19 protein-coding genes are annotated in these 17,877 nt (G+C 48.5%); 6 read left to right on the top strand and 13 right to left on the bottom strand.

Going from position 1 to position 17,877, the window contains the following annotated elements:
- Positions 1-46: 46 nt before the first annotated feature.
- Positions 47-568 carry a helix-turn-helix domain-containing protein gene (locus GA565_RS12110; protein ID WP_152198649.1) on the top strand — a complete coding sequence of 174 codons (522 nt, stop codon included), beginning with the start codon at positions 47-49 and terminating at the stop codon, positions 566-568.
- 51 nt (positions 569-619) lie between these two features.
- Here the strand turns inward: GA565_RS12110 and GA565_RS12105 are convergent, their stop codons facing one another.
- The 10 genes from GA565_RS12105 to GA565_RS12060 form a co-directional block, all read right to left on the bottom strand.
- Positions 620-841, bottom strand: coding sequence for a hypothetical protein (locus GA565_RS12105; RefSeq protein WP_055771760.1), 222 nt, complete (start codon positions 839-841; stop codon positions 620-622).
- A gap of 268 nt (positions 842-1,109) precedes the next feature.
- On the bottom strand, positions 1,110-1,949 hold the full coding sequence (locus GA565_RS12100; RefSeq protein ID WP_152198648.1) for a transporter substrate-binding domain-containing protein: 840 nt from the start codon (positions 1,947-1,949) through the stop codon (positions 1,110-1,112).
- Positions 1,950-2,045: 96 nt separating this feature from the next.
- Entirely contained in the window at positions 2,046-2,783 is a 738-nt protein-coding gene (locus GA565_RS12095; RefSeq protein ID WP_152198647.1) for an amino acid ABC transporter ATP-binding protein, read from the bottom strand.
- A 9-nt stretch (positions 2,784-2,792) separates the two neighbouring features.
- Positions 2,793-3,545, bottom strand: coding sequence for an amino acid ABC transporter permease (locus GA565_RS12090; RefSeq protein ID WP_152198646.1), 753 nt, complete (start codon positions 3,543-3,545; stop codon positions 2,793-2,795).
- 6 nt (positions 3,546-3,551) lie between these two features.
- On the bottom strand, positions 3,552-4,262 hold the full coding sequence (locus GA565_RS12085; protein WP_152198645.1) for an amino acid ABC transporter permease: 711 nt from the start codon (positions 4,260-4,262) through the stop codon (positions 3,552-3,554).
- A 36-nt stretch (positions 4,263-4,298) separates the two neighbouring features.
- Positions 4,299-5,048: an SDR family oxidoreductase gene (locus GA565_RS12080; RefSeq protein ID WP_152198644.1), complete on the bottom strand. Its 750-nt coding sequence runs from the start codon at positions 5,046-5,048 to the stop codon at positions 4,299-4,301.
- Positions 5,049-5,223: 175 nt separating this feature from the next.
- Positions 5,224-6,006 (bottom strand): LamB/YcsF family protein, encoded by a 783-nt coding sequence (locus GA565_RS12075; RefSeq protein WP_152198643.1) that lies wholly within the window; start codon positions 6,004-6,006, stop codon positions 5,224-5,226.
- Positions 6,007-6,019: 13 nt separating this feature from the next.
- Positions 6,020-6,415 (bottom strand): biotin/lipoyl-containing protein, encoded by a 396-nt coding sequence (locus GA565_RS12070; protein ID WP_152198642.1) that lies wholly within the window; start codon positions 6,413-6,415, stop codon positions 6,020-6,022.
- A 249-nt stretch (positions 6,416-6,664) separates the two neighbouring features.
- Complete coding sequence (gene nac, locus GA565_RS12065; protein WP_152198641.1) at positions 6,665-7,588, bottom strand: nitrogen assimilation transcriptional regulator NAC; 924 nt, start codon at positions 7,586-7,588, stop codon at positions 6,665-6,667.
- Between the two features lie 333 nt (positions 7,589-7,921).
- Positions 7,922-9,856, bottom strand: coding sequence for an acyltransferase family protein (locus GA565_RS12060; protein ID WP_152198640.1), 1,935 nt, complete (start codon positions 9,854-9,856; stop codon positions 7,922-7,924).
- 231 nt (positions 9,857-10,087) lie between these two features.
- Here GA565_RS12060 and GA565_RS12055 point away from each other — a divergent pair, with 231 nt between their 5' ends.
- Positions 10,088-10,951: a pirin family protein gene (locus tag GA565_RS12055; protein WP_152198639.1), complete on the top strand. Its 864-nt coding sequence runs from the start codon at positions 10,088-10,090 to the stop codon at positions 10,949-10,951.
- A gap of 67 nt (positions 10,952-11,018) precedes the next feature.
- Here the strand turns inward: GA565_RS12055 and GA565_RS12050 are convergent, their stop codons facing one another.
- Complete coding sequence (locus GA565_RS12050; RefSeq protein WP_152198638.1) at positions 11,019-11,594, bottom strand: NlpC/P60 family protein; 576 nt, start codon at positions 11,592-11,594, stop codon at positions 11,019-11,021.
- Positions 11,595-11,840: 246 nt separating this feature from the next.
- On the opposite strand from GA565_RS12050, the gene GA565_RS12045 reads away from it, so the two are divergent.
- Positions 11,841-12,530 (top strand): VIT family protein, encoded by a 690-nt coding sequence (locus tag GA565_RS12045; RefSeq protein WP_152198637.1) that lies wholly within the window; start codon positions 11,841-11,843, stop codon positions 12,528-12,530.
- A gap of 12 nt (positions 12,531-12,542) precedes the next feature.
- On the opposite strand, the gene GA565_RS12040 is transcribed toward GA565_RS12045, so the two are convergent.
- Positions 12,543-12,929 carry a thioesterase family protein gene (locus GA565_RS12040; protein WP_152198636.1) on the bottom strand — a complete coding sequence of 129 codons (387 nt, stop codon included), beginning with the start codon at positions 12,927-12,929 and terminating at the stop codon, positions 12,543-12,545.
- 382 nt (positions 12,930-13,311) lie between these two features.
- Between GA565_RS12040 and GA565_RS12035 the strand changes: the two genes are divergently transcribed.
- Both GA565_RS12035 and GA565_RS12030 read left to right on the top strand, forming a co-directional pair.
- Positions 13,312-14,184: a helix-turn-helix domain-containing protein gene (locus tag GA565_RS12035; RefSeq protein WP_152198635.1), complete on the top strand. Its 873-nt coding sequence runs from the start codon at positions 13,312-13,314 to the stop codon at positions 14,182-14,184.
- A 450-nt stretch (positions 14,185-14,634) separates the two neighbouring features.
- The gene (locus tag GA565_RS12030; RefSeq protein WP_152198634.1) at positions 14,635-15,780 is read left to right on the top strand and encodes a porin; all 1,146 of its coding nucleotides are present in this window, start codon (positions 14,635-14,637) and stop codon (positions 15,778-15,780) included.
- Positions 15,781-15,880: 100 nt separating this feature from the next.
- On the opposite strand, the gene GA565_RS12025 is transcribed toward GA565_RS12030, so the two are convergent.
- Positions 15,881-16,516, bottom strand: coding sequence for a transcriptional regulator (locus GA565_RS12025; protein WP_304621426.1), 636 nt, complete (start codon positions 16,514-16,516; stop codon positions 15,881-15,883).
- Between the two features lie 213 nt (positions 16,517-16,729).
- Here GA565_RS12025 and GA565_RS12020 point away from each other — a divergent pair, with 213 nt between their 5' ends.
- Positions 16,730-17,863 (top strand): aminotransferase, encoded by a 1,134-nt coding sequence (locus GA565_RS12020; protein WP_152198633.1) that lies wholly within the window; start codon positions 16,730-16,732, stop codon positions 17,861-17,863.
- Positions 17,864-17,877: the final 14 nt, after the last annotated feature.

Here is a 17,877-nt window from a genome sequence, read left to right as displayed (position 1 = left end):
GCGTGAGGAGTGGCTAAATGTCATCCTTCAACGGGGGAATCAAAATATGTATCACGAAAGTATTGTCAGTGAACTGTTGGATTGGATTGAACATAACCTGGATCAGTCCTTAACATTAGATACCATTGCCGCGAAATCGGGCTACTCGAAATGGCACCTGCAACGCCTGTTCAAAAGTTTTACCGGTCAAACGCTGGGGACTTACACTCGCCAACGCCGCCTGACGATGGCAGCTACCGAACTAAGATTGACGCAAAACTCGGTTCTGCGCATCGCCGATAAATACCAGTTTGACTCTCAGCAGACGTTTACCCGCACTTTCAAAAAGCAGTTTAACACCACCCCTGCGGTTTATCGCCGTATGGAAAGTTGGCCGAGTCAGGGTCTGTGCCCGAAAATCGAGCTGGAGGAGAGTGATACTCAGCCGGTTGCAATTTTTGAACCGCAACAGCCAAAGCCGGAGTTCGAGTGGATGGGAATAAAGCCTGCGCCAAGCTATAACTGTCAAAAAACCGCCTGGCCGAAATGGATAAGCCCTTTAGACGGCGTCACGTCAAAATCCTGCTAATCAGTGGGCATGGGAGAAGACTTTTTATTCTCCCGGCCCCCGCTGCACATCTTAATCATTTAGTGGTATGAAAGCCTGGATCATATTCATGCGGTCGCGTTCAATAGCCGTTTTTTGCATGCATTTGGCGAAGGCGTCGGTGCCTTTCTGATAGCCATATTGCGAACAACGTTGCCTGTCTTGATGAAGCTGCATATTCTGTAAACCACAGCCTGATAGCAAGGTCACTGCGCTGAGCATAACCGTAATCACAATCATTTTTACGTTTGTCATCTTTCCCGCCTCAAAGGTTTTTAGAAAAAACAAACGCGACTTATCAGAGGGTTAACTGGAGATTATTCCGCTTTAGCCGCGCTCGTTTTAATGCGATTAAGATATAGCGGAGGCGATCGCGAAGCTATCTGACAAGTACGGAATATGGGCAGGTTTTAGGAAAGGGAGTATGAGGAAGGGTGCTGTCTACATGGCATTGCCCGACCATCCGCCTATCGGGGAGAGCCGGGATGGGAAAGTGTTAAATCAACCTTGGCATTTCAATTCGCTATTGCAGCGGTTCGAATTTCAATGCACTTAATGGCTGGACTTTGTCCTGACGCACCATTTTATAGGCCGTATTTGGGCCAATCCATTTGTCCCAAATTTTGTCTATAGTGCCCTCATCGTCCATCGTCTTCAGGCTGGCGTTAACCTTGGCCAACAAAGCCGGTTCGCCCTGTTTCATTCCAATGCCAATCGGCTCTAACGCCATCGGGAATGAGGTCATCGCCAGGTCGACACCTCCGTTCTTCGCCAACTCAATCATTTTAATCGCCGTCATGGTATTAGTTACAAAGCCGACGGATTTGTTCTGCTGCAGTGCCAAATAGGCAGACGCCGTATCCTGGAAGGTAATGGCTTTCGCACCCGCCAGATAAATAGACTGCTCTGATGTCGTGCCTTTGGTGGCACTGATTCGTTTGCCTTTAAAGAAGCTTTTGGGCTCTGCCGCGTTGGGCGCTTTCACCACCAGATTTTCTTGCGCCACATAGTAAGGGTCGCTGAATTGAATCTGCGAGGCGCGGGTTTTGGTGTAAGCCAGATTGGCAATCAGTACGTCAACGCGGCCGGTGGTTAGCACGGGAATACGCGCCTCAACCGAGGTCGGCATCAGGTTCAACTTCAGCCCCATCTGCTTGGCAAGCGCGGTGCATAAATCTACGTCCATCCCCGCTAACTGACGCGTTTGTGGGTCTGGTGAAGAAAACGGTGGCACGTCAGAATACACGCCGCAGTTAAGCTGGCCGCGCGCCTGAATATCACTCATCATATCCGCCTTTGCAGCCAAAATGGTCAAGGCAAGCGGGCTGAGCAGGAGAACCAACGACAGATTTTTGAGTTTCATAAGCATCTTACCCCGATAGTGTTTAGGTTAAGTGACAGCGTCACGAATTATTTCAAAAGTGCAGGTACTATTGGGGCATCGCTCCCCGGCGAACCGTCAGTGTTGTCGTAAATCGCTCAGAAAACGCTGAGCACGCTCATGCGAAGGCCGGGTAAAGAAGCGCTCTGGGGGGGCTTTTTCCAGAATTTGACCGGCGTCCATAAACCAAATAGTGTCGGCCACCTCACGGGCAAAGTTCATTTCGTGGGTGACGCACATCATGGTCATCCCCTCCTGCGCCAGTCCACGCATCACGCTTAGTACTTCGCCCACCATCTCCGGGTCGAGTGCGCTGGTCGGTTCATCAAACAGCATCACCGGCGGCTTCATGGCCAGCGCTCGCGCTATTGCCACGCGCTGCTGCTGCCCACCAGAAAGCTGCAAGGGATAGGCGTCAGCTTTGTGTGAAAGCCCAACTCGCTCGAGCAATATCATCGCCTCTTTCCTCGCCTGTGCCTTGCGCACGCCGAGCACTTTAATCGGAGAGATCATCACATTATCCAGCACCGAAATATGCGGAAAGAGGTTGAAGTTCTGAAAGACAAAGCCAATTCGGGTACGCAGTTGATTCAGCCGCGTGCTGGTACCGTTAATGTCCAGACCTTCAAACAGAATTTGACCGTTTTGAATTGGCTCAAGACGATTCACCGTGCGGATGAGCGTGGATTTTCCAGAGCCGGAAGGCCCGCACACCACCACCACTTCACCGCTGCGGATCTCCGCGCTCAGGTCGGTCAGAGCCTGATATTCGCCATACCATTTATTGACCTGGTTAAACATAATAAGCGGGGTCATCTCTGCTCCTTATTGGGTAATTTCTGGGGTTAATGCAGCAGTCGCACTCAACGGCTGCCCCCCTTGATGACGTGTACGTTGACGGGCAATGCGCTTTTCCAACGTATTGGCCAGCCAGGTCAAACTCGAACAAATGACGTAGTAGCTGAGTGCAACTATCGCAAATACCTGAAAAGGTTTAGTCAACAACTGGTTACTGACCTGATTTGCCGCAAAAGTCAGCTCCTGTACGTTGATAACGTAGCCCAACGTGCTGTCCTTGATGATCGAAACCAACTGACTTATCAGGCTCGGCAACATATTGTACAAAGCCTGCGGTAAAATAATCAGCCGGAAGGTTTTGAAATAACTCATGCCCAGCGCCCGTGATGCTTCGTACTGACCAGATGGCAGCGCCTGAATGCCGCCTCTGACGATTTCGGCGATGTAGGCGCTTTCATAAATCACCAGCGTGCAGGCCATGGTCGCGAAACCGTTGATATCGTGCCCCAGCAGCATGGGGACGCAAAAGTAGGTCCAAAACACTACCATCATCAGCGGAATGCCGCGGAATACATACACCCAAACCGCCGCGACTCTGCGTACTGTCTTGAAAGGCGAAATTCTTGCCATCGCCAGCGCAATCCCCAACGGAAAGGCAAACAGCATCGCAACCACTGACAGCAGCAGCGTATTTGCCAGTCCACCGAGCGAACCGTGCGGATACTGCCCCACTAAAAACAGCATCCAGTATTGATGCACAATGCTAAAGAAATCAGCCATCTCCTCTTACCTCGCCACAGCGCGCTGAAAACGTTTGGCGATTAACGCGCCGCCGCCCATTAACAGCAGAGAGAAAAACAGGTACGCCATCGAGGCAACCAGGTAAATTTCAAAGGTTCTGAAGGTCATATTTTCGATTTCGCGGGTCACGTAGGTCAGCTCGGCCACGCCAATCACCATCGCCAGGCTGGTATTTTTAAACAGTAATACCGTGTGGTTAATAAGCGACGGCAGCGCGTTACGCATGCCCTGAGGCAGAATAATCAGCCTCATCGACTTCATATAGCTCATGCCCAGTGCGCGCGATGCCTCGGTTTGACCTGCAGGAATGGCGCGCAGACCGCTGCGAATATCCTCGGAGAAGTACGCGGCCTGACACAGCCCCAGCGCAACCATCGAGAAGATAAATTCGGCATTCTGATTATTTATCCAATCCTGCAGCGCCTGCGGCAATAGCGTTGGAATCGCGAAATACCACATCATCAGTTGCACCAGCGTTGGAACGTTGCGATGGTAAGAGACATAGAGGCTGACCAGCGCGACGGCGATACGCTTCTCCGTCAGGCGGATAATCACCAGCAACAGCGCCAGAATCATCGCCAATATCCAGGCACCGATCGCCAGCTTTAACGTCAATTCGATGCCGGTTATCAGCATGTCGCCATACTGGCCCTGCATCACCGCCGCTATGTCAAAACCGTTTTTCACTGCAGCCATCGCGCCCCCCTTTCAGCCGAATAATCCTTGCCATACTTAGCGAACGTCATCAGGTCGCATGGTTGAAAGGCCGCCTGGCACCTGCAGAGTTGGCGTAATTTCAATATTGCCGATGTTGACCGCAACCGGCATTGCCAGCGCAAAGGCCACAGTGTCAGCAATATCTTTTGCGGTTGGCAGCTCAAAACCATCAATAAACTGCTTTTTCGCCCCTTCTTTATCGCCAGACACGTTGCCAAAAATGTCAGTTGCCACGCGGCCTGGACATATTTCGGTCACCCGAACGCGCTTTCCATAGCAGTCAACGCGCAGCTGGCGTGAAAGTGCGTGAACGCCGGCTTTAGTCGCGTGATAAATCGAGTTGCCGCCAAAGTTATAAATAGCGGCAATAGACGTAATGTTGATGATGTGTCCACGATCGCGCGCCATCATTCCCGGTACGGTGAGGCGGCAGAGGTGCAGCACCGCGCGCAAGTTTACGTCGACCTGCGTGTCTACATACTCTTCTTTGGCAGTGGCAATTGAACCTGGATGTGAAATACCGGCGTTGTTTACCAGTACATCAACCTCAATTTCACTGCACAAGCGGGTCAATGCCTCGACGTCGCTGACATCAATAACATGAGGAATACAGCCGGTTCGTGCAGCGAGCGTCTTGAGTTCGCTTTCGCGACGAGCGACGGCGTGAACAGTCAATCCTTCGCTGCACAAACGCTCAACGATTGCTTCACCCATTCCTGCTGAAGCGCCTGTCACCAACGCGACTTTATAATCTGAAAACGGCATAAAAATTCCTCTTTGAACATGTCCATTAAATGCCTGTCTGACGTTTAATGGGGGATTAATTCGAATGTATCGGGTAACGGTGTTAACGGATAAGACTGAAAGGGTGTGTGGCAATAAGGCCATCTTATGAACCCTGCTAATCAAACTCACTCCGTTGTTATATCAGGTAAAAGTTTTAAATATGCGTCGCCAGCTGGCGTGAAATCGAGCGAATTTCACAGCCTGGAGTGTGTTCTATCTCGCGTCTTATTTGCTTCGCCAGCGCCACCGCGCCTTCGGTATCGCCGTGTAAAAGAATTGAGGATATAGGCATCGGGATCGCCACGCCTTCAATGCTGGTCAGCGTACCGTCCGTCAACCACTGGCGAATACGCGCTGTCACCTGCTCTGGGCGGTGTATCACCGCACCCGGTTTGCCGCGACTTACCAGCATTCCGTCGCTGTGATAAGCACGGTCGGCCAGCAGCGTGCAGGCAACCGGCATACCAAGCTCGCGTGCACAGCGCTCTACCGCATTGCCTGCAGTGGTGCTAACAATGAGTTTGGCATCAAACGATTGAACGGCGCGCAACAGCGGCATGGCAAGCGCCTCGTCTTCGGCTGCCATGTTGCCCAGTGCGCCGTGAAAACTCATGTGCGTGAGCGGATAATCGGCCACGCAGGCAAATCCGGCCAATGCGCCGAGCTGATAAATCACATACTGTGCCAGCGTCGCGGTGTCTATTTGCATACGGCGGCGGCCAAAACCTGACAAATCGGGGAAGCCAACGTGCGCACCAAGGTCGATGCCTAGCTCTTTTGCCTTCGCCACGCTTGCAGCCATAATCACCGCATCTCCGGCGTGAAAGCCGCAGGCAATATTGGCGGAGCTTATGACTGACATCAGAGCGCTGTCGTCGGCAATGCGGTAATCGCCAAATCCCTCGCCGAGATCGGCGTTTAAATCGATGAATCGCATTGTTTTTTCTCCTTTATTGGTCATCGGACGGAAGAAGTGTATAAAGCTTTCTGCCGCGCCCGACGCGGTCACCGTTATTCACCGCCAGACAAATAATTTCACCGTCGCGCGGACTGCGAATCGGTAACAGCAGATCACCGGTCTGCAGGAAACCCAGGCAGTCTCCGGCGTTAACCTTATTACCCTGTTCTATTGCGGCTTTTTGCTGCAGCGGATGCCTGTTCCAGAAGCGTCCTTGTTGAATCGCTTTAATGTCCAGCCCCTGTTTTGTTCGCGGGGCCGTAAACAGTTCGTCCTTGTTGGCGCAGTGCAGCCGCAGTGAAAAGTTTTTGCCACTGATTTCTATTTTCCCCAACCCGGACGCCTGCATCTTTTGCGCAATTTTGCGGATTTCGTTAATCGCTAACATTTTTCACCCTGAATACGCGTCGTGGAGCTGCCGAACGGTGCTGTTTTATACGTTCAACAGACGTGATAATTCGCCCGAAACGAGACCGGAAAAGCGCGGAATTGAGAGGTGGGAGATGTTTTCTGCAGCATACACTCACCCTCAGCCGAGCTAATTTGAGAATAACGGCAACTGTAGCGCGCCGTATTCTCAGCCTGAAAGAGGGTTTCCCTGTGTGGTAATAAGACTCTCTTATTAATGATTCAATGCTTAGTGAACCAGCATCAAAGGACGATTGTCCTGAGTGCGTTTTACCATCATCGACAGCATAATGTCTTTTACCGCCTGCGCCGGTGGCGACAGGGAAAGATGGTCAGACATACAGAAAGAAAGCGGTGCCTGAATCGCGGGCGAAACGATGCGCGATAGCCAGACTCCTGGTTGTGAAGCCATTTCGCGCGCTGCTGACTCCGGCAAAATGGTCACACCTAACCCGCTCGTTACCGCAGCATTGAGCGTGGAAGGCGATTCTATTTCTGCAATAATATTGGCCTTCAACTTTTCGCGCTGCAGTGTTTCATCCACCAACCTGCGCACGACGTTGTAAGGCCTTGGCATAAAGAGTTCACGCTTTACCACATCGGCAAGTTCAACGGTAATGTCAGGCGTAGATACCTGCGCCGATCCCACCAAATAAAGGTCCTCTTTCATAAGCGGAACGAATGACAAACCGTGCACCTGGCGATCGCCATAAATCACCGCCATGTCCATGCGCCCGTTCATGATCTGCTCACTCATCGGCGACCCAAAGTTTTCATTGAGATACAGCACAATCCCCGGATGCTGGGCCTTAACCGCTTGAATCAGCGGCATCGCCAGCAGCGACGCTGCGGTGGAAGGCGCAAGCCCGACGCAAACGTGACCACTCAGCGCGCTGCCGGCGTTATCAACGGCACTCTGCGCCTGTTCACACTGGCGAAGAATGGTCTGAGCATGGGCGTAAAGAATTTTTCCGGCTTCGGTCGGGGTGACGCCGCGCTTGGTGCGGATGAGGAGTTGCTGATCAAGTTCGCCCTCCAGCGCCGCCAACTGCTGGCTGAGTGCGGGTTGCGCAATATGCAGCACCTCAGCCGCCTGCGTCAGACTGCCGATATCGACGATTTTTACGTAATATTTTAAACGTCTAAGATTCATGACCGACCCCGTTTTTGAACGCTGCTGACTTATCTGTGCACTGCCAGGTAACCTTTCTACTGCTAACAGGGAAGCAATATTCAGGCCATCAAGGTCGTGTATGAACAAAAAGCGCTAACGTCGTGAAAATCGCGGTCAATTTCGGGCATTAAGTATAAGTAATTGCAATGGATGTGCCGTCTGGCCATACAAGCCAGGTGTTACTTTGTGCCAGGGTTGTTGATGAACTTGCACTTAAAAGGTGCATGCTGGTGAGTCATATGAACCCTATATCTAAGACGCATCCTCTCGCCTGGAGTAATAGATATCGGTAATGAGCCAGAGTTATCGGGCTCAATTGATTATGGGTTTAAATATTTTTTTGTAATCTTCTGACTGCAAGAAGTGTTCTGCTGCACTTTGGGAGCCAAGCATGGAAATGTGTTCTCCATCCAAGGTATACGGCACCATAATATTTTGTTCTTTTGAATAAAATAAACCACTTTTGATAAAGAGACTGTCTCGGGGTATGAAATGAACATTGCTGTATTTTTGAGCCATTGTTTGCAACTTTTGATTTATCAAATCGTCACTTTCGCCAGGAATATTATCCTGAGACAAATCAATCTTCTCATTACGTAAATACTCTCTGTAATAGAGTTGCAAAGGGTCTTGAGTATATTGTTTAGGGATCGGCAGAATAACCACGTTGATACCCTTTTCACTGGCCTGCTTGACCAAATTTTCAACGCTACCCAGTAATCCCTTATTCTCTACGACATCCCATTCATCGGCAAGAATAATGGTTTTGTATAATTTTTGCTTAATGACATTGTGCAAGTAGTGACGATTGCTTAAACATTGCGTATAAGAAATATCTGTTTTAGGCCCTACAAAATTATCTTCTAATATGGGTGAGCACCAATTTGTTGAAACAGAGTTAAGTGATTTTCCGTTTTCATCAAACACTTCATCGAGTAAAGGGTCATACATTCCCGCAAATGACGAGCCGAATAGCAGCGTGTCTGGCGCTTTGCTTTTATCACCTAAAATACACTCAGTGGCCTGCTTGTTATTTGGTTTAAGTGTTTTATCTGAATTAAAGTCATAGAAACAATAGCCGTTTCCACGATAGGGCATCACAATGCGATTTTGCAGGGAATTCAACGCCTGGTGCTGTTCAGGCGTCATAAAAACGGTTAGCTCATTTTGTCCTTTGAAAGCAAAAACTATACTGCCCGCAAGACCCACAATTGCAACATAATGCAGCGGCTTTACCTGTAGTATTGCAGTCCAACGGTCGAAAGATGTAAACCTGAAAGACTCGACAAGTTGATAATTAACAAAGCCGAGCATGATTGAAAGCGGCAGGCCAACGTACAACCAATGACTGATATTGAAGTAGTACCCCACCACCACCACCGGCCAGTGCCAAAGGTAAATTGAGTAAGACCACTTGCCCAGATATCGAAAAATAACATTATCTGTCAGTACACTGCGCTGCCTGTTGGCAATGATAATAAGATAGCTGCCAACTACGGGCACCAAGGCATAGTACCCAGGCCATGGCATGCTGCTGTTCATTAAAAAGTAGGAGAGGCAGATTAACGTTAAGCCAGACAGCTCCACCCCTTTCTTTGAGACCTCTTTTAACGCAATGGGATAAATATACGCCAAACCACCAAACATCATTTCCCAGGCTCGCGTAGGAAATAAATAATAGGCAGGTGTAGGCCATTTTAGGGTGACAAAGATACAGGTGGCAAACCCTAAGCAGGTTCCGACAACTAACAACCGCTTAATCGCGGCCAGGGAAAATAACGTGTTTAAGGCCATCAATATGATGGGGTATATAATATAAAACTGCCACTCTACGGATAATGACCAAGTATGTAAGAGCCATTTTTCTTTGGAGGCTGCATCAAAGTACCCCGCCTCGCGCCAATATATTACATTGGATAAAAAGGACAGACTGCCGCTGACGTGTTTACCCAGCATTCGATAGTCCATCGGGGCAAGATAGAACCATCCGAGAACAAGCAGTACCAGACAGACCACGGCAAGTGAAGGTATTATTCTGTTTGCCCGTGCGACATAAAACTTAAAGAGACTAAAGGGGGGGGGTTCCAGTCCTCTTAATATAATGCTCGTCATTAAAAAACCAGATATTACAAAGAAAATATCAACACCGGCAAAACCACCAGGAACTGATGTTGCGCTGAAATGAAAGATGACTACGGCAATCACGGCAATGGCTCTTAGTCCATTGATATCAGTTCTAAAGTTCAAAGGCTGTACTCATCTTTTTTTGTTGAGTTTCAACATATAGTTGAGTATGAAATATTCGTCAACATTACCTGATACAATTATTGCGAGACTAGGATTAAGTTACGCACGGGATGAAACTAATCTAGAGATTAATAATCATTTTCCGCATTATGGCAATAACTCCATTGCCGCTTAGCTATAATACTTAGGCGCTATTTTGATAAGCCACACCAGCAAGCATTGGAGAGAATTATGACCCGCCGTATCACACAACAGTACAAAGCGTATCGGGACGACATCCGCGATTTGCAGACGCGCAGACCAGTTCCAGGTCCACAGCTGGAACATCTCGACCCTTTTTTATTTCTAAACCATCACGGCCCGCAGGTTTATGCACCCGATAATTTGGGTCTGCCTTTTGGCCCACACCCTCATCGTGGTTTTGAGACCGTTACTTTTATTTTACGCGGCGAGCTATCTCATAAAGATACCGGCGGCCATGAAAGTATTATTGGGCCGGGTGGCGTGCAGTGGATGACCGCTGGTTCTGGGCTGATCCACTCTGAGCTTTCTCCTGAATCATTTAAAAAACACGGCGGAGAACTTGAGATTTTGCAGCTGTGGGTGAATTTACCCTCGCGGCTTAAAATGACCGATCCCCGCTACGTGGGATTGCAGGCTGCAGAAATCCCGCAGATCCCACTGAGTCACGGTAAAGGGTCGGTGAGTTTGATTTCGGGCGAGGTGGCCGGCGTCAGCGGGCCGATTAAAACTCTCACCGACGTCACCATGATGACAGTGCAGCTTGCCGCAGGCACTGAAGTGACTCTACGTGCACCGGCAGCGCGTGAAGTGTTTTTGTATACTGTGAAGGGTCGTTTGCAAATTGGCGATGACGAGGCGCAGGCATGGCACCTCATTGAGCTGGACGGCACAGACGACAGCGTGACTGTCACTGCTGTCGACGATGCGGTGATACTGTTTGGCCATGCCGATAAAATCCGCGAACCGATCGTTTCTCACGGGCCGTTCGTGATGAACAACATGCAGGAAATTAATCAGGCCATTCTTGACTACCAGGCCGGTAAATTCAACGTCAAATTAAACAGTCATTAATGGCTGCTTAATTTCACCCAGGATTATAAAAAAGGCCGCAAGCGGCCTTTTAAAACCCAGTCTGCCGTCAGTTCTTGGCCAAAATGTTCTCATGGCTTTTAGAATTCAGGGTGATTTGCGCGTCATACTCCTTCGGCAATCTACGTGCTTCGAGAAATACTGATTTCCAATAGGGATTATCAAGCGAAGATCGCATCACGCCCTTGCTGTAAGAGGCATGAAGGAAGTTTTGCTGGGTGTCGTAAAATCCGACGTGCAGTTGGCGATCGATACGGAAAAATACCAGATCACCGGGCTGAAGCTGGCTACGATTCACACGCTTGCCCATCTGAATAAGCTCGGTCGTCGTCACCCTGTCCATAGGAAGATTGAATCTGTCTTTCAGCGTTCGCCACACAAATCCCGAGCAGTCTACTCCGGACAATTTTGTGCCACCCCAGCTGTAGGGGGTACCCTGCCAAGAATGCATCTGATCGTGCAGGGCGGCGATGACAGAAATTAAATCCGACTCCTGCTCTCTTTTGCTTATATTATCGGCAGTGTCGTTTAAATTAGCGTTATTTGCAGGGGGCTTGGACGCACACCCTGCCAGCAGTACACACGAAATGCACAGAATTTTCTTTAACGACGCAAAGGTCTTCATTAGGCGTGAACCGAACAATTAATCAAGGATTTACGGTTTATAACTCAAACTGGACCTTGGCTAAACATTCCTGTCTCGTCATTACTGTTAATTACTCAAATTTACGTTAATTTACTTATAAAAGGGTAGCGCCCTAAAACATGGCTCATTAAGGGTTGATAATAAACGTCGTTTCGCCGCAGCGATGCCACTCTTTCGAGAAAATAGCCACGATGACAATTTATCAATTAAACCAATGGATAAAACATGCACAGAGAACCGCACAGTATTGAAAAAATTGGCTGGCTCAGAGCGGCGGTATTGGGGGCCAATGACGGCATCGTTTCTACAGCCAGCCTTTTAATAGGCGTGGCATCGGCGAATGCCTCTCATCAGAGCATTTTATTGACCGGCGTGGCAGGATTAGTGGCTGGCGCGATGTCGATGGCAACGGGGGAATATGTTTCCGTATCCTCGCAGTCAGACACGGAAAAAGCCGCGCTGGCGGAGGAGCAGAAAGAGTTAGATGCAGATTACCAGGGCGAATTTCATGAACTGACGTCAATTTATATGAGTCGTGGCCTCGACCCTGCGCTGGCACGGCAGGTGGCAAAACAGTTGATGAGCCATGACGCGCTGGGCGCACACGCGCGTGACGAACTGGGCATATCTGAAATTACCACCGCGCGTCCCCTTCAGGCTGCCTGGACCTCGGCGATGAGTTTTTCTGCGGGCGCTTTTTTACCTTTACTGGTCGCTATTTTGGCCGGAAAAGAGTGGGCGCTGCCCTCAATTGCGATTGCAGCGCTGTTTTCGCTCGCCGTGCTGGGGGGCGTTGCCGCTAAAGCGGGCGGCGCGCCTTTACTTCCCGCCGTGGTCAGAGTGACGTTTTGGAGCGCTCTGGCGATGGGCCTTTCCTCTGCGGTTGGCGCTATTTTTAGCACACTGGCGAATTAAGATTAACGAGACTTACTCTTCCATTGCGGCCAAAACCGCCTCTGGAACAATGGGCCGTCCGTTAACCAGGCAAGCGGCAATAAAGGTGGCCTCCGAGTAGACAACGCCGTCCACAAGTATTTGCTGAACAAAGTTGGCGCGGTTTTTCTTCTCGTTTTTCATAACCTTACAAGTTACTTCCATCATGTCCCCTTTCAGGAGGCTCTTACGGAATTTCATTGAGTATTCAAGCACCATATGAATACGACCCTGATTGAACTCCTCTTCAAGGTCGAGTCCCAGCGCCTCTTTCATAAAGGCATGGCGCGCCCACTCCATATAGAAGGGATAGTAAAGGCCATCGACTACGCCCTGAAAATCAATATGTTTCTCATCTACATTGTATTTTTTTACAAACATTACAGTTCCCTTAAATCACTAAAAGTAAAAATTAATCTCAGGCTGAAATAGTTCAGCCGCGTTAATTTTTATGTTAAAAAAATGTTTTTATCAACTGCTTTTTTATTCACAAATGTTTAATGAAATCGCTGTTTTTACTGAGTATTTCGCTGTGCCCCTCACCTTGCCTGAGCCACACCGGTTCGAGTGACTTCTCCACGTCTACACTAAAAAACTTAGCGAAGGCCTCCCCCAATTACCACAATATGTTAATACTTGTTAACATAATCTATATACAATCCTTAGCTTACGTTGTCTTTTAAAAATACGATAAACATAGCATTCTGCATGAGAAGAATTCTTTCCTCGTTATCTTCTCAATAGTGCAAATTCAAGGGTGAGCATGAAAGAAATTCACAGTTTGCGGGAAAACGTTATTAATGAACTTCTATTTTGGATTGAGGAAAATCTAGAGAGTAATCTAAGCCTCGATAACATTTCAAAAAAGGTCGGATACTCCAAGTGGCATTTGCAAAGAGTATTTAAAAATATGACAGGCACATCGCTGGGTGAATATTGCCGCCGTCGTCGCTTATCTAAAACGGCATTGCTTTTGCGTCTGACTAAAAAAGATATTTATGAAATTGCGATGCAATACGGCTTCGATTCCCAACAAACTTTTACCCGAGCTTTCCGACAAAATTTCAAAATAACGCCTTACGCTTATAGGCGTGCGGAATATTTTGATATGCAGGGCCTGTTACCTCCTTACTATTTTGAGGCACAAACTCTCGCCAAACCGACCATTGTGACTCTGGATCAAACGTCACTTTTTGGTGATCAAAGCCTGGTAAAGTGTGCCGTTGAAAACGGTGAATGTTTTTCACATGAGTTTCGTACCCGACTTATCGCCAGGAATCTCTCTTTAGTCGGCGTGACGCCGCCTCGATTCTATGGCCTGGTTGACTACTCTCACTATAATGAGTCTGATACCCATTATAAAGTGGGCTATACCGTTGCTTTTGAGAGGGATCTGCTGCCATTTTTCACTCAAAACTGTGAGAAAATAGTTATTGAGCAAGGTAAGTATGCACGCTTTACCTACACCGGCGATGTCACCGGTTTTAAGGACTTTGTCTCCAAAATATATTTAGTCGCCCTTGCAAAAGAACATCTCATCCGCCGCCGTGGCGTCGACATTGAAATTCACACGCCGATTTTTAACGACATCGAGCTGGGATACTTTAACTGTCAGTATTTAGTGCCGATCGAATAACCGTGCTCTTTCAGTGAGTCATTTCGTCAACACTTCTATTTACCCCTCGTTATATCTTCAGGTGTGAAAGTTACGCAGGTTTATTACCAGCCACAAACCTCATAACTTTTACACCCAACGCGGCTTTTACTCGCTAAGAACCTATTACACTTACAGTCCACAACCACACGAAACTGTAATTAAACGTTTCAGAAGTGAACTTATTTTGATGCCCGCTTTGATTCTTAATTAAACATAATTAGCTTAATGTGCTCGTAATGAATTTAGTCGTTTCACTAAATTACAATTACTCATACTAATTAAGAAAAATTCGCTGTCCTGGTCAGGTCGAGCCGTGACCTGCATCACACTTAATCCTTTCACCTCTATGACAGCCATGTTAAATATTTATTCGCAGTGCAAGGTAATATTTCTGAAATAAAAAAAATAAAATGATTGGAGACAGGGTAAATGCGTAATTTTAAAGGGCAAATGATCGTTGGTGGCGCGATTTTATCGGTGCTTTCAGCTAGCGCTCAGGCTGAAATCACTATTTTAGACAAAAACACCCAAAGTGATTCTCTGCTGGCACCGCTGAGCTTAAAAGTTGGCGGCAGCATTCGACCGGAGTTCACTTTCGAAAACACTAAAAACAAAACCCACGGCGGCTCAAGCGGTCACGATGGCGGCACCCGTTTCCGCTTCAGCGGTGACTATGCGTTGACCGATCACACCTCGATCATTGGTATGTACGAGCTGGGTGTGAATATGTACCACCTGCTCGACATTAAGTCTGGATATTCTGACGGAACTGACCTGCTGAAAAAACGTAAGCTGTACTATGGCTTCAAAGACGATCGCTACGGTACTTTCACCTTTGGTAAACAATATGGCGTTTATTACGACATCGTCGGCAGTAAGAGTGACGTGTGGGATAATGATGGCCAGGCCGCGGGTGAAGGTGTTGGCATCAATGGCGATCAGGATGGCGGAAACCGTCCGGCCAAAAGCTTCAAGTACAAAAACACCTTTGGCGCATTTACGGTTGAGGCCCACTACCTGTTGCCTGAAACGGAGTACGCCGCCAATAGCACCCTGCACTACCGTCGCGTAGGCGGTGAAGGCATCGGCGTTGACTATGCCGTAACCCCAACGTTGACGTGGAGTGGCGTTTACACCGTAACCGATGCACGCGTGAAAGACAGCAACAACGGCAGCGACCAGAAGTTCTACCACCAGCAAACCACGGCTACTGCTCTGACCTGGCAGCCGGGAAGCTGGTATTTGGTTGCCACGGCCAACTACTATGACGACTACGTGCCAAGCAAGCGTGAAGATGTGAATCAAAACAACTTCTTTGCCGGTAGTGGCTATGGCGTTGAAGGCTTTGCGGGTTATACCTTTACCTTCAACAAGCCGTTCTTTAAATCGATCCAGCCTTATGTTGCTGCAGATTCACTTAAGCTGAAAGGCGGAGAAGACTACTCGGCCAACCACGTTTATCTGGGTACGGCTTTAGACTTCAACCACGGCATTTCGCTTTATCTGGAACGCACTCTGGCCAATGCACCGGGCCAGTCTGACGAAACCATCGCGACTTTCTACTACAACTTCTAATTGCCCTATTATTTCATGCATAAAAGCCAGTACAGTAATGTACTGGCTTTTTATTATGGCGACAGCCACGCCATAATATGACGTGGCAACGGATTAGTTATCACATGTCGTTATCTTTTATTTCACGTAAATATTTATAAACAGTTGTTCTTCCGAGCGAAAGTACGCTGGCAATATAGTCCGCCGAGTTCTTTGCCCTGAATGCACCCTCTTGCTGTAAATCCACCACCAGCCTTTTTTTCTGCTCGCGACTCAGAGACGCCAGCGAGGAGTTTTGCCTGCGTATCCACTCATGCAAAAAAGTGTTGATTTTCTCCTGCCAGTCATCCTTAAACAGCTCGGCGGGCTGCGGCTGCAGGCGAGTGACAGACAGGAACAGTTCGAGGGCATTCTTGGCATCTTCAAAAATACCGGTGCTCAAGTTAACGCATAAAATATAACCGGCGTCCCCTTCGCCTGAGCTGGCTATGCTGATGGAACGCATCTTTTTGCCATCCCAGTTAAGTTTTTCATAGGGACCACTGAGCCGCTCAAAATCTTTGAATTCCATTTCATCTAACCCTGCATCATCACCAGGGTTTCTTTTAGACAGGTTATTGGCGATATAGGCCACTTTACCGGTGGTGACATTATGGATAACCACTTCCACACTGGGGAAAAAAAGCGCTGCCAACCCGTCGGCTATTGATTTGAGCAACGCAAACTGCGAATCATGATTATCGGCAATCTTAAGCACCTGTCTCTCCACTGTTTTCTTGAATCGTCCGTCAGCCCGAGCTGTTGTCAGCTACAGCCTTTGCAGGGTGGAAGTTAACCATGTGCTAAAGGCCCATTGCAAACAAAAAGTGCATGATGTACTTTTTAGTTCACTAATGAGCAGCCCTCTGTCGTTCCGCCGTCCTTATGTATGCGATGACCTGCTTCTCCTCCCCTAATCGAGATATGTGAAATGAAAATTGAACCCTTCGGCGTTGAGCAGTGGATGAATGAGTGGGAAAACCGCTGCGAGTACAACCTTGCTGAAACCTGCGTTGAGTCACTGACCATGCGCCAGCTGCTCGAAATGACGGGAAAAACCGAGTCAATTCTTGACGATATGCTTAATATCAAGATGACCTACGGCGAGATAACCGGCTCACAGCGACTTCGGCAGGTGATCGCGACTCAGTACGCCCGCCAAACGGCGAACAACATAATGATTGCTCATGGCGCAATTGGCGCTAACGCACTGATTTATCAGACACTGGTTGAGGCCGGGGATACGGTTATTTCTGTTTTACCGACCTATCAGCAGCACTATTCTATTCCTGCCAGCTATGGCGCAGAGGTGAAAATTCTGCCGCTGCGCGAAGAAAATGCCTTCCTGCCTGACCCGGAAGAGTTGAAAACGTTGGTGGATAACAAGACCAAAGTCATTGCTTTGAATAACCCGAATAACCCCACCGGCGCGTTAATGGATGAAAAATTACTGCATCAAATCATCGAGATTGCCCGCAGCGTTGGCGCCTGGGTTCTTTGTGACGAGGTCTACCGCGGCACCAATCAGCAGGGAGACGGTTACAGCGTCGCGATGGCCGATCTGTATGAAAAAGGCATCAGTACCGCCAGTATGTCCAAGGCATATTCTCTGGCCGGCTTGCGTCTCGGCTGGATTGCAGCACCTCATGATTTACTGAAAGCCATTGAGGTACATCGCGATTACAACACCATCAGCGTCGGCGTGCTGGACGACTACTTCGCCTGTTTAGCGTTGGAAAACCGCGATAAAATTTTGCAACGCAATCAGGCAATGCTGCGAGACAACCTGCAAACGTTGGATCAGTGGGTCGCCAATGAGCCACTCATTAGTTACACCAAACCGCTGGCGGGAACCACCGCCCTGCTCAAATACGACTTGCCGATAGGTTCACGCGATTTTTGTATTCAATTAATTAAACGTTACGGCGTGATGTTTACCCCCGGCGAAGTCATGAGAATGGAGGGCTATCTGCGTATCGGTTTTGCCAATAACAAAGAGGTATTAGCTAAAGGATTACCTTTGGTCTCAGCGTTTATTAAAGAGCTGGCCAATGAGCTGAAATAAATGCAGACGTTAAC

Origin of the sequence: Rouxiella sp. S1S-2, assembly GCF_009208105.1 — a bacterium.
Lineage (GTDB): Bacteria > Pseudomonadota > Gammaproteobacteria > Enterobacterales > Enterobacteriaceae > Rouxiella.
This window is presented reverse-complemented; position numbering and strand designations above follow the sequence as displayed.